The sequence below is a fragment of the Rhodanobacter sp. DHG33 genome, from assembly GCF_014843005.1.
GTDB lineage: Bacteria > Pseudomonadota > Gammaproteobacteria > Xanthomonadales > Rhodanobacteraceae > Rhodanobacter_A.
The window spans coordinates 65,383-76,996 of record NZ_JACYXM010000003.1; the positions used below are offsets into that span (position 1 = coordinate 65,383).

At 69.2% G+C, this 11,614-nt stretch carries 11 protein-coding genes; 7 read left to right on the top strand and 4 right to left on the bottom strand.

The features are described from left to right. Window positions 1-39 precede the first annotated feature (39 nt). Entirely contained in the window at window positions 40-792 is a 753-nt protein-coding gene (locus tag IHE46_RS06565) for a GntR family transcriptional regulator (RefSeq protein ID WP_192164084.1), read from the bottom strand. A gap of 218 nt (window positions 793-1,010) precedes the next feature. Between IHE46_RS06565 and zwf the strand changes: the two genes are divergently transcribed. The 4 genes from zwf to eda all read left to right on the top strand — a co-directional run bounded on the left by zwf (window position 1,011) and on the right by eda (window position 5,910). After that, window positions 1,011-2,477, top strand: a complete 1,467-nt coding sequence (gene zwf / locus IHE46_RS06570; protein ID WP_192163838.1) for a glucose-6-phosphate dehydrogenase — start codon at window positions 1,011-1,013, stop codon at window positions 2,475-2,477. A gap of 4 nt (window positions 2,478-2,481) precedes the next feature. After that, on the top strand, window positions 2,482-3,186 hold the full coding sequence (pgl, locus tag IHE46_RS06575) for a 6-phosphogluconolactonase (protein WP_192163839.1): 705 nt from the start codon (window positions 2,482-2,484) through the stop codon (window positions 3,184-3,186). Between the two features lie 210 nt (window positions 3,187-3,396). Beyond that, a complete protein-coding gene (gene edd, locus IHE46_RS06580) occupies window positions 3,397-5,235 on the top strand; it encodes a phosphogluconate dehydratase (protein ID WP_304626096.1) in 1,839 nt (612 codons plus the stop codon). A gap of 24 nt (window positions 5,236-5,259) precedes the next feature. Beyond that, the gene (gene eda / locus IHE46_RS06585) at window positions 5,260-5,910 is read left to right on the top strand and encodes a bifunctional 4-hydroxy-2-oxoglutarate aldolase/2-dehydro-3-deoxy-phosphogluconate aldolase (protein WP_192163841.1); all 651 of its coding nucleotides are present in this window, start codon (window positions 5,260-5,262) and stop codon (window positions 5,908-5,910) included. Here eda and IHE46_RS06590 read toward each other — a convergent pair whose 3' ends face one another. The 3 genes from IHE46_RS06590 to IHE46_RS06600 form a co-directional block, all read right to left on the bottom strand. Then, entirely contained in the window at window positions 5,911-7,206 is a 1,296-nt protein-coding gene (locus IHE46_RS06590; RefSeq protein ID WP_192163842.1) for an MFS transporter, read from the bottom strand. Window positions 7,207-7,244: 38 nt separating this feature from the next. Continuing rightward, the gene (locus IHE46_RS06595; RefSeq protein WP_192163843.1) at window positions 7,245-7,835 is read right to left on the bottom strand and encodes a DUF2239 family protein; all 591 of its coding nucleotides are present in this window, start codon (window positions 7,833-7,835) and stop codon (window positions 7,245-7,247) included. A 92-nt stretch (window positions 7,836-7,927) separates the two neighbouring features. Continuing rightward, window positions 7,928-8,446 carry a GNAT family N-acetyltransferase gene (locus tag IHE46_RS06600; protein WP_192163844.1) on the bottom strand — a complete coding sequence of 173 codons (519 nt, stop codon included), beginning with the start codon at window positions 8,444-8,446 and terminating at the stop codon, window positions 7,928-7,930. Window positions 8,447-8,555: 109 nt separating this feature from the next. Here IHE46_RS06600 and IHE46_RS06605 point away from each other — a divergent pair, with 109 nt between their 5' ends. The 3 genes from IHE46_RS06605 (at window position 8,556) to IHE46_RS06615 (ending at window position 11,519) form a co-directional block, all read left to right on the top strand. Next, window positions 8,556-9,416 carry an EamA family transporter gene (locus IHE46_RS06605; RefSeq protein ID WP_192163845.1) on the top strand — a complete coding sequence of 287 codons (861 nt, stop codon included), beginning with the start codon at window positions 8,556-8,558 and terminating at the stop codon, window positions 9,414-9,416. Between the two features lie 68 nt (window positions 9,417-9,484). Then, window positions 9,485-11,089 carry a peptidase S10 gene (locus IHE46_RS06610; RefSeq protein ID WP_192163846.1) on the top strand — a complete coding sequence of 535 codons (1,605 nt, stop codon included), beginning with the start codon at window positions 9,485-9,487 and terminating at the stop codon, window positions 11,087-11,089. Window positions 11,090-11,147: 58 nt separating this feature from the next. Beyond that, complete coding sequence (locus IHE46_RS06615) at window positions 11,148-11,519, top strand: nuclear transport factor 2 family protein (RefSeq protein ID WP_192163847.1); 372 nt, start codon at window positions 11,148-11,150, stop codon at window positions 11,517-11,519. Window positions 11,520-11,614 lie beyond the last annotated feature (95 nt).

Here is an 11,614-nt window from a genome sequence, read left to right on the forward strand (position 1 = left end):
TTTCTCGCGTTGGGGGAGGCCGCGGCGCGGCGAGGCGGATCAGTCCGCGTGCAGTTCGGCGACGAAGTCGTAGATGTCGCCGCGGTACCAGGAGCAGGTGAACTCGACCACGCGACCGTCGTCGAGGAAGCTGCGCCGTTCGATGTTGAGCCCCGCGCTGCCCGTGGCCACGTGCAGCTGGCGCGCGTGCTGCACGCCCAGCGACACCGCGCGCAGGCGCTGCAGCGCGCGCTTGGGACGGCAGCCCAGCGACTCCAGCACTTCGTAGAGCGAATCGCGCACCACGGTCGGGTCGGGCAGCACGCTGGCCGGGACCACGCTGCGCTCGATCGCCAGCGGCTCGTCCTGGCCGTAGCGCACGCGGTGCAGGCGCGCCACCAGCGTGCCGGGCGAGAGGTTCATCGCCATCGCCTCTTCCGGCGTCACCTCGCCCACGCTGCGCTCGAAGAATTCCGAGCGCGGGTGCAGGCCGCGGTCGCGCAGATCCTCGGTGAAGCTGGACAGCCGCGACATCGGCTTGACGATGCGCTCGGCGATGAAGGTGCCGGCGCCGTGGCGCTGGGTGAGCAGGCCTTCCTCGACCAGGCCGGCGATGGCCTTGCGCACGGTGACGCGCGACAGCTTGAGCGCCTGCGACAGGTCGCGTTCGCTGGGCAGCGCCTGGCCCGGTTCGATGGCGCGCTGCTCCACCACGTTGCGGATCGCGCTGCGCAGGCGCAGGTAGGCCAGCGGCTGGTGGCTGGACGGGTCGCGGCAGATGCGGCGGTATTCGCGGGCCAGGGAGGTTTCCATATCCATGAAGATACCAATAGCAAACCATTGGCTGCAAGCGGTCTGGACGTCCATTTCGTACGATTCGATGAAAACGGCGTTACGCAGCGGTTTTCAGGGCGCTTATGAATTCGTATGCAAGGCAGTGCTTGCCCTGGTATCCCACTGGTACTATCGTCCCAAGACAGGCCGAATCCCCCTCCGGCCTGCCCGTCTTCCCCCCGCATTGAGGTGATCGCGTGACGGCAACTTTCCAGACGGTCGACCCGTTCGACCTGGTGATCTTCGGCGGCACCGGCGACCTCGCCCTGCGCAAACTGCTGCCCGCGCTGTTCCATCGTTTCATCGACGGCCAGATCCCGGCCGGCAGCCGCATCGTCGGCGTAGCCCGCGAGCCGCTGGACGACGCCGGCTACCGCGCCCAGCTGCGCGCCTCGATGGCCGGCGGCAGCAGGGACGAAACGAAGCTCGACACCTTCCTGCAACAGGTCTTCTACCGTCCGCTGGATGCACGCAAGGACGAAGGCTGGGACGCGTTCGCCGCGCTGATCGGCGAGCAGTCGAAGCACATCCGCGTGTTCTACCTCTCCACCTCGCCCGAACTGTTCGAGGACATCTGCCGCCGGCTCGGCCAGTGCGGCTTGAACGGCGAGCATTCGCGCGTGGTGCTGGAAAAACCCATCGGTCGCGACCTCGCCAGCGCCAACCGCATCAACGACGCGGTGGGCAAGGTATTCGCCGAGTCGCAGACCTATCGCATCGACCATTACCTCGGCAAGGAAACGGTGCAGAACCTGCTGGCGCTGCGCTTCGGCAACGCGCTGTTCGAGCCGCTGTGGAACGCCAGCCACATCGACCACGTGCAGATCACCGTGGCCGAGACGCTGGGCCTGGGCCGCCGCGCCGGCTACTACGACCGCGCCGGCGCGCTGCGCGACATGGTGCAGAACCATCTGCTGCAGCTGCTGTGCATGGTGGCGATGGAGCCGCCGGCTTCGCTGTCGCCCGACGCGGTGCGCGACGAGAAGCTCAAGGTGCTGCGCTCGCTCAAGCACATCGACGGCAGCAACGCCGCCCAGCTCACCGTGCGCGGCCAGTACCGCGCCGGCGTGGCCGAGGGCCAGTCCGTGCCGGGCTACCAGGACGAACTGGAAGGCGCGAAGTCGGACACCGAAACCTTCGTGGCGCTGAAGGCCGAGATCGCCAACTGGCGCTGGGCCGGCGTGCCGTTCTACCTGCGCACCGGCAAGCGGCTGCCCGAGCGCGTGTCGGAGATCGTGGTGGCGTTCAAGCCGGTGCCGCATTCCATCTTCGGCACCAGCGCCGGCCCGCTGGCGCAGAACCGCCTGGTGCTGCGCCTGCAGCCGGACGAGGGCGTGAAGCTGTGGCTCACCATCAAGGACCCGGGCCCCGGCGGCCTGCGCCTGCGCCACATGCCGCTGGACATGAGCTTTGCCGAAGCCTTCGGCGTGGCGCAGCCGGACGCCTACGAGCGCCTGCTGCTCGACGTGGTGCGCGGCAACCCCACCCTGTTCATGCGCCGCGACGAAGTGGAGGCCGCCTGGCGCTGGGCCGACCCCATCCTCGCCGCCTGGGCCGAAAGCGGCGAGGCGCCGCGCCCGTACGCCGCCGGCACCTGGGGTCCGAGCGCCGCGGTGGCGCTGATCGAGCGCGATGGCCGCACCTGGCTGGAAGACAGCGAGTAAGCACATGGCCAACGTCACCACGCACAACTTTCCCGATGCCGGCGCACAGGCCGAGGCGCTGGCCCAGAACATCGCCGCGCAGCTTCGCGAAGCCATCGCGGCGCGCGGCCGCGCCGTGATCGCAGTTTCCGGCGGCACCACGCCCAAGGCGTTCTTCGCGCAGCTGTCGAAGCAGGCGCTGGACTGGGCCGCCGTCACCGTCACGCTGGTGGACGAGCGCTGGGTGCCGGATACGGACGACCGCTCCAACGCAAGGCTGGTGAAGTCCACCCTGCTGCAGAACGCCGCTGGCGCCGCGGACTTCGTGCCGCTCTACACCGGTGCCGCCACGCCGGAAACAGGACTGGCCGAGGCCGAGGCGCGCATCGTCGCGCTGCCTTCGCCGTTCGACGCGGTGGTGCTGGGCATGGGCGACGACGGCCACACCGCCTCGTTCTTCCCCGGCGGCGACCACCTCGCCGAGGCCACCGATCCCCACGGCACGGCGAAGGTGTGGACCATGCACGCAGCGGGCGCCGGCGAGCCGCGCATCACGCTCAGCCTGCCCGCGCTGCTCGATACCCGTGCGCTGTATCTGCTGGTGTGCGGCACCGGCAAGCGCGATCTGCTGGCGGCCGTGCAGCAGGGGACGGATGCCGCGAAGAATTATCCGGTGCGCTCTGTCGTGATGCAGGACAGCGTGCCGTTGGCGGTTTATTGGAGTCCTTGATCAAAACTGCTTGGCGGGCACGGTGGAAGATCAAAAGCGCCGTGTCTGATTGTCCCAAAAGTGCTTCCTGCACTTTTGGGACTCGCCTCCCCCGGACGCCGTCCGGGGGAGGCTCCGCCGAAGCAGGCGCCACGGCGCCTGCTTCGCGGGCGAGCCAACCATGGCCCGCTATTCGCTCCGTCCCCTGATTTCCGGAAAAGTGTCATGTCCCTGCACCCCATCGTCGCCGAAGTCACCGCACGCATCGCCGCACGCAGCCGCAAGAGCCGCGCCGACTACCTCGCCCGCATCGATGCCGCACGTCGCGACGGACCGCATCGCGCGCGACTGTCCTGCGGCAACCTCGCGCACGGTTTCGCCGCCTGCGGCGAACACGACAAGGCAGCGCTGCGCAGCGGCCATGCGTCCAACATCGGCATCGTCACCGCGTACAACGACATGCTGTCGGCACACCAGCCGTACGAGCGCTATCCCGAGCTGATCCGCCGCGTGGCGCGCGAGGCCGGCGTCACCGCGCAGGTGGCCGGCGGCGTCCCTGCGATGTGCGACGGCGTCACGCAGGGCCAGGCCGGCATGGAGCTGAGCCTGTTCTCGCGCGAAGTGATCGCCATGGCCACCGCGATCGCGTTGTCGCACGACATGTTCGACGGCGCGCTGATGCTGGGCATCTGCGACAAGATCGTGCCGGGCCTGCTGATCGGCGCGCTGAGCTTCGGCCACCTGCCCACGGTCTTCGTGCCGGCCGGCCCGATGCCCAGCGGCATCTCCAACGACGCCAAGAGCGCGGTACGCCAGCGCTACGCCGAGGGCAAAGCTTCGCGCGACGAACTGCTGGAAGCCGAGGCCGCGTCCTACCATGCGCCGGGCACCTGCACGTTCTACGGCACCGCCAACTCCAACCAGATGCTGATGGAGATCATGGGCCTGCACCTGCCGGGCTCCAGCTTCGTCAACCCGAACACGCCGCTGCGCGAAGCGCTCACCGAAGCCGCCGTGCATCGGCTCGCGGCGATGAGCGAGCCGGGCGAGCACCACACCCCGCTCGGCCACATGATCGACGAGCGCACCATCGTCAACGGCGTGATCGGCCTGCACGCCACCGGCGGCTCCACCAACCACCTGCTGCATCTGGTGGCGATGGCGCACGCGGCCGGCATCGCGCTGACGCTGGAGGACTTCGACGCGCTGTCCGGCGTGGTGCCGCTGATGGCGCGCGTGTATCCCAACGGTTCCGCCGACGTGAACCACTTCCACCAGGCCGGCGGCATGCCGTTCCTGATCGGCTCGCTGATCGATGCCGGCCTGCTGCACGGCGACGCGCACACGGTGTGGGGCCGCGGCCTCGATGCCTACCGCAAGATGCCCGCGCTGGACGCCGCCGGAAAGCTGGCGTGGAACGAAGTGCGCGAGAGCGGCAACCTCGACGTGTTGCGCCCGGCCACCGAACCGTTCCGCGCCGACGGCGGCCTGCGCGTGCTGCAAGGCAACCTCGGCCGCGCCGTCATCAAGGTGTCCTCGGTGCCGGGCGACCGCCTGGTGATCGAGGCGCCCGCGGTGGTGTTCCACGACCAGGACGACGTGAAGAAGGCCTTCGACCGCGGCGAGCTCGATCGCGACTTCGTGGCCGTGGTGCGCTTCCAGGGCCCCAAGGCCATCGGCATGCCCGAACTGCACAAGCTCACGCCCACCCTGGGCCTGCTGCAGGCACGCGGTCACCGCGTGGCCCTGGTCACCGACGGACGCATGTCCGGCGCTTCCGGCAAGGTGCCCGCGGCCATCCACGTCACGCCCGAAGCCATCGATGCCGGCCCGCTGGGCAAGCTGCGCGACGGCGACGTCATCCGCCTCGACGTCATCGCCGGCACGCTGGAGGCCAAGGTCGACGCCGCCGAATGGGCTGCGCGCGAACAGGCGCATGCGGATCTCTCCACGCATCACGTCGGCATGGGCCGCGAACTGTTCGCCACCCTGCGCAACACGGTGGGCTCGGCGGACGCCGGCGCCACCATCTTCGCCAAGCACGACCGCCACCACGCGGCCGATGCCTGATTCTTCAATGACACGAGCCACGCCATGACCTTGCAGGAAACCAAACAGCAGCAACTCGCCGAGATCCTCGCACTGGCGCCCGTGGTGCCGGTGGTGATCATCGACGAACTGGCCCATGCCGTACCGATGGCGCGCGCGCTGGTCGCCGGCGGCATCCGCAGCATCGAGGTGACGCTGCGCACGCCGGTGGCGCTGGATGCGATCCGCGCCATCGCCAGCGAAGTGGAAGACGCGGTGGTCGGTGTAGGCACCGTGCTCGACGGCCAGCAGCTTGAGGCCGCCCGCGCGGCCGGTGCGCGCTTCGCGGTGTCGCCCGGCGTCTCGCCGAAACTGCTCGATGCCGCCGATGCCAGCGCCTTGCCGCTGCTGCCCGGTGTGGCCACCGCAGGCGAGGCGATGAGCCTGCTCGAACGCGGCTACAAGCACCTCAAGCTGTTCCCGGCCGTGCCCGTGGGCGGCGTGAAATTGCTCGGCGCCTGGGCCAGCCCGCTGCCGCAGATCCGCTTCTGCCCCACCGGTGGCATCAGCCTCGCCACCGCACCGGACTTCCTCGCCCTGCCCAACGTCGCTTGCGTGGGCGGTTCGTGGCTCACGCCCAAGGACAAGCTCGCGGCCGCCGACTGGGCCGGCATCGAGCAGCTGGCGCGCGAAGCCGCGGCAGTACGCGCCCGCTGATCAGGCCGCATCCGGCACGCGCAGCGGCGTGCCGATGCTGCGCAGGGCGGGACTGCCCATGCACGTCAACGCGATGGCGGTCAGCATCAGCCCCGCCGCCGCGAACAACGCCGGCAGCGAAATCACCTTCAGCAGGCTGCCGGCGATGGCCGCCGACAGCGGCCCCAGGCCCATGAAGGCGAACATCAGCACGCTCATCGTGCGACCCATCATCGCCGGCGGCACGCGGCGCTGGATCCAGCTCACCACGGCGATCTGCGCGATGCCGGCGAACACGCCGGTACAGGCCAGCAGCGTGGCGCCCACCACGGTGGAATGATCGAAGGCCAACGCGGCCAAGGCCAGTCCCGCAAGACTGTCGATGCACAGGATCATCAGGCCCAGCTGCCCTCGCGCCAGCCGGCCGGCCCAGCCCGACAGGAATCCGCCGACCAGCATGCCGCCGCCGTTCGCCGTCATCAGGATGCCCAGCGAAGCGGCGCCGTGATCCAGCTGCGTATCGGCCAGCACCGGCAGACCCACCTGCAGCGGGCCGCCCACGAACACCGACACCACCGCCACGTAGAGCATGAAGGCGCGCAGCGGCAAGTCGGCCCAGATCGCGCGCAGGCCGCCCAGCACATTCGCCAGCACGTGGCCTTCGTGCGCGCGGGCATGCGCTTCATCGTGCGTGCGGATCAGGATCAGCGCCACCAACGAACAGATGAAGCTCGCGCTGTCGATGGCGAACGCCATGCCGAGACCGCCGGCATCGACCACGCCATGCGTCGCCGCGCTCGGTGCCGCGCCGGTGCCGATCACCAGGCCCGCCAGCGCGGGTCCCACGAACACGCTCAACTGGCGCGCGCCCATCATCAGCGCATTCGCCGGCTGCAGCTCCTGCGGCGCCAGCAGGCGCGGCAGCAGCGCGGAAGCTGCCGGATAGGCAAAGGCCGTGGACAGGCCGATGCCCAGCGCCAGCGCGTAGACGATCGGCATCCGGATCGCGCCGCTGAACACCAGCAGGGTCAACGTGCCAATCAGCAAGGCGTTGATCGCCCGCGCCCACAGCAGCACGCGACGCGGCGAAAGGCGGTCCACCACCGCGCCGCCGATCAGCATGAAGGCCGCGCGCGGCAACGCCATCGTCGCCAGCACCAGGCCCAGCGCGGCGGGGCTGCCGGTGAGCTTGAGCACCAGCCACGGCAGCGCCACGAGGGTGAACTGGTCGCCGAGCGCTGAGATCGAGCTGCCGCCGAACAGCAGGCGGAAATCGCGATGGGCGAGCGGCGAGATTTTGGGAGTTGCGGAGGACATCGGAAATTCCAGCAGGAAGGTTTTGTCGCGCGGCTGCTTCAGCCCATGTCGGCCTGAGCATCGCGGGCAATCGCGGCGAGCCGGCGGGCGTGTTCGCGCACGTCCTTCGGCCAGCCGCGGGTATGGCGGTTGAAGGCCTCGCGGTCGCCGCGCCACAGCGCGCGCGAGGCTTCCTCGTAACCGGCGAGGTCGCCCCCGACGACACGCATGAAGCGGTCCGCGGCCTCCCCCGCAAGGCGCGCGCGATCCTTGGCACTGACGTTGCGCCGCGCCTCTTCCACCAGCTTGCGCAGCGTGACGGAAGCGCCGCCGGGCTGGCTGTTCAGCCAATACCAGTGGCGCGGCAGCAGGGTCACCTCGCGCGCCACCACGCCGAGCCGCGGACGTCCCGCGCCACGCGGAGCATCGCCCTCGGCCGCAGGCTGCAGGCGCGCCAGCACTTCGTCCGCGCTGCCGCGGAAGTCGATCTCCACCGGCTGGCCGGTGGCGTCGTCGAGTATCACCGGCATCCGCTTCGGATCCTTGTCGAGCACGCGCTTCACCGCCCGCGCCACCTCGGCGAGCGCGCCGGAGGCGATGAGCGTGTGGCCGTCGAAGGCGGTGCAGCTGGGATGCTCGGGCGTAGACATGGCGCGGTCCGTGATGCGAACGGGCGCCTATATTTACCCGGGTCAAAAGCGTTGTCAATAATACCCGGGTTAAATATGGCCGGCGCGCCGCGTCAGTTCCCGGCGTCGAAGCGCAGCAGCTGATGCTCCTCGTCGTAAAACGCATCGCCGACCCGCAGCGCCTGCGGCTGCACGCCCCAGCTCGCGAAACCCGCGGATGCGTACAAGGCCTTGGCCGCGGCATTCGTCGCGTTGACGCCAAGCCCGATCTGGCGCACCCCGTCGATGGCGCGCGCATGGGCGATCACCGCCTGCAGCAGCGCCCGACCCAGGCCGTGGCGGCGCCATGCCGGCGCCACGTACATGCCGGCCAGCTCGACGCCGTGGCGAAGCTTCGCCCGCTGCGGGTGGATCAGCGCCACGAAGCCGGCCAGCTCGCCGTGCTCGAAGGCGCCGAACATGCACACGGAGCCGTCCGCAGCCGGCACGATGCGCGCTGCCACTTCATCGAGACTGCGGGCCGCCTCGTCGTCGTGACTGGCGCTGAAGGCATGCGGACTGCCGCGCAGCGCCTGCAATCGCAACGCCTGATAGGCAGCGGCATCGCGCGGGTCGAGCAAGCGGATTTCCATGGAAGTCCCGTGGTCTGCGTGGTGCGGCCATGCTTCCATGCGGCGACGCCTGCGGCAATCGACGATCCAGGCGTTAAGCTCGCCGTCCTCACGCCTCAGGAACCGTTCGATGATCTACGTGCTGGCGAGCGCCATCTGCAGCGTGCTGGTGTCGGTGCTGCTGAAGCTGGCGCGGCGCTTCGGCCTGGACGTGGCCCAGCTGGTGGCATGGAACTATGTGGCGGCGGTGATGCTGGCTGCGTTGCTGTTCCAGCCCGCGCTGGCGCCGCTGCGCGCGCCGGGCGCGCCGTGGTTCGCGCTGGCGGGCCTGGGCGTGCTGCTGCCCACGATCTTCGTCGCCCTGGGCGCGTCGGTGCGGCATGCGGGCATCGTGCGCTCGGACGTGGCGCAGCGCCTGTCGCTGCTGTTGTCGCTGCTGGCGGCGTTCGTGCTGTTCGGCGAGCGGCTGGACGCGACGAAGGCGCTGGGCTGCGCGCTGGGCCTGCTCGCCCTGCTCGGCATGGTATGGCGCTCGCAGCACGGCCAGGACGCGAAAGGCGCGGCCGGCTGGTACTGGCCGCTGCTGGTGTTCGTCGGCTTCGGCGCGATCGACGTGCTGTTCAAGCGCGTGGCGGCGGCGGGCGTGCCGCTGGGTACTTCGCTGCTGGCGATGTTCGCGCTGTCGTTGCCGGTGGCGCTGGTGCTGGCCGTGTGGCAACGCGCGCGCAACGGCGTGCGTTTCACGCTGCGCGGCGTGCTGGGCGGCCTGCTGCTGGGGCTGCTCAACTTCGGCAACATCCTGTTCTACCTGCGCGCGCACCGTGCCTTGCCGCAGCATCCGGCGCTGGTGTTCGCCAGCATGAACCTCGGCGTGGTGGTGCTGGGCGCGCTGGCCGGCGTGCTGCTGTTCCGCGAGCGCCTGAGCCGCCTCAACCTCGCCGCGCTGCTGCTCGCGCTGCTGGCCATCGTGCTGCTGACGCACGGAACGTGACTTCCGGGGCATGCGGCTGCGCGAAAGCGCTTCCTATGCTGCGGTGATCCTCCGAGGAGTTCCCCTCCATGCGCAAGCTCGCCCTCGCCGCGGCCCTGTCCGCCCTGCTGCTCAGCACCGCCGCCGCCGCCGACAGCGGCAAGAAATCCGACAAGGATGCCCAGGCCGATACGCCCGAGGCGGCCCTGACCACGCCGCAATCCTCGACCAGCGAAGGCTCGGTGAGCGTGGAAGGCAAGAGCATCCGCTACCAGGCCGTGGCCGGCACCCTGGTGCTGCACGGCACGGGCGACAAGGAACACGAGCCCACGGTGAGCATGTTCTACACCGCCTATTTCAAGAAGGGCGCGAAGGCGGGCGAGCGTCCCGTCACCTTCATCTACAACGGCGGCCCCGGTTCGGCCACGGTGTGGCTGCATATGGGCGCGTTCGGCCCCAGGCGCGTGGTGACTGCCGACGATTCCCACACCCCCGCCGCGCCGTACCAGCTGGTGAACAACGACTACAGCCTGCTCGACGCCTCCGACCTGGTGTTCATCGACGCGCCGGGCGCGGGCTTCAGCCGGCTGATCGCCGACGACAAGGATCCGGGCAAGCGCGCCGAGCAGATGAAGGATCGCCAGAAGGCGATCTACGGCGTGGACGGCGACGGCCATGCGTTCGCGCAGTTCATCACGCAGTTCCTGTCCAGGTACGGCCGCTGGAATTCGCCGAAGTACCTGTTCGGCGAGAGCTACGGCACCACGCGCTCGGCGATGGTGGCCAACATCCTCACCAACGACAACAGCGTGGACCTCAACGGCGTGATCCTGCTGTCGCAGATCCTCAGCTTCGACAACAGCGTCGACGGCCCGGACACCAACCCCGGCGTGGATCAGCCCTACTGGCTGGCGCTGCCCACCTATGCCGCCACCGCCTGGTACCACCACAAGCTGCCTTCGCCGCCGGCCGACGTGGAAACCCTGATCGGCGAAGTCGAGCAGTTCGCCACCGGCGACTACGCGCAGGCGCTGATCGCCGGCTCGCAGCTCGACGCCGCGCGCAAGCAGGCCATCGCCGAGAAGCTGTACCAGTACACCGGCCTGCCTGCGGCGTACTGGGTCAAGGCCAACCTGCGCGTCACCGGCGGCATGTTCGAGCACGAGCTGCAGGCCGACGACGACACCACTACCGGCCGCCTCGACACCCGCTTCTCCGGTCCCGCGCTGGATCCGCTGGGCAAGGAGTCCGACTACGACCCGCAGTCCTCGGCGATCAGCTCCGCCTACATTGCCGCCTTCAACGACTACGTGCGCAAGGACCTGAAGTACGGCGACGGCCAGACCTACCGCGAATACGCCGACATCCCGCGCTGGGACATGTCGCATCGCGCGCCGGGCAGCCACGAGGCCTTACAGCAGTCCACCAACGTGATGCCGGACCTGGCGACGGCGATGAAGACCGACCCGAACCTCAAGGTGATGCTCAACGGCGGCTACTACGACCTCGCCACGCCGTTCTTCGCGGCCCAGTACGAGATGCGCCATCTGCCGATTCCCGACTCCCTGCAGCGGAACATCTCCTACCATTGGTACCCCTCCGGCCACATGGTGTACGCGCATGTGCCGTCGCTGAAGCAATTGCATGACAACGTGGCGGGCTTCATCGAGAACACGGACAACGTGAAGCACTGACTGGCAGGCGGGGTGGGCGCGTGCTGAAATGCACGCCCCGCCCACCTGGAACCACCGCATGCGCGCCCTGGTCGACCGCTACATCGACGCCTACAACCGCATGGACGTCGACGCCATGCTGGCGACGATGCAGGACGAGGTGGTGTTCGAGAACTACAGCGCCGGCGTGCTCGCCCTGCGCACCATCGGCATCGCGGAACTGCGGCACCTGGCCGAAAGCTCGCGCCACCTGTTCTCGATGCGCCGGCAGACCGTCACCGCATGGCGCGAGGCGGATGGCTGCGCCTACGCCGGCATCCACTTCGAAGGGACCTTCGCCATCGACCTGCCCAACGGCGTGCGCGCAGGGCAATCCATCGCGATGGAAGGGCGCAGCGAATTCCGGCAGCACGACGGGCGGCTGATCTATATCGCCGACCACAGCGGTTGAGGCGTTCGTTCCGGTTTGTCGCCACTCTTCGGCATGCGCTGCCGGCGGACATCGCGGAAATCTTCCGCCTTGGCGTGCTCACGGCGGGTTTTCTT

Excerpts from the sequence above, each read along its gene's own strand:
- IHE46_RS06595 (WP_192163843.1), bottom strand. The coding sequence starts at position 7,835 with ATGTCTACGCCCGAGCATCCCAGCTGCACCGCCTTCGACGGCCACACG.
- IHE46_RS06615 (WP_192163847.1), top strand. The coding sequence starts at position 11,148 with ATGCGCGCCCTGGTCGACCGCTACATCGACGCCTACAACCGCATGGAC.
- IHE46_RS06565 (WP_192164084.1), bottom strand. The coding sequence starts at position 792 with ATGGAAACCTCCCTGGCCCGCGAATACCGCCGCATCTGCCGCGACCCG.
- pgl (WP_192163839.1), top strand. The coding sequence starts at position 2,482 with ATGGCCAACGTCACCACGCACAACTTTCCCGATGCCGGCGCACAGGCC.
- IHE46_RS06605 (WP_192163845.1), top strand. The coding sequence starts at position 8,556 with ATGATCTACGTGCTGGCGAGCGCCATCTGCAGCGTGCTGGTGTCGGTG.
- IHE46_RS06590 (WP_192163842.1), bottom strand. The coding sequence starts at position 7,206 with ATGTCCTCCGCAACTCCCAAAATCTCGCCGCTCGCCCATCGCGATTTC.
- IHE46_RS06610 (WP_192163846.1), top strand. The coding sequence starts at position 9,485 with ATGCGCAAGCTCGCCCTCGCCGCGGCCCTGTCCGCCCTGCTGCTCAGC.
- IHE46_RS06600 (WP_192163844.1), bottom strand. The coding sequence starts at position 8,446 with ATGGAAATCCGCTTGCTCGACCCGCGCGATGCCGCTGCCTATCAGGCG.
- eda (WP_192163841.1), top strand. The coding sequence starts at position 5,260 with ATGACCTTGCAGGAAACCAAACAGCAGCAACTCGCCGAGATCCTCGCA.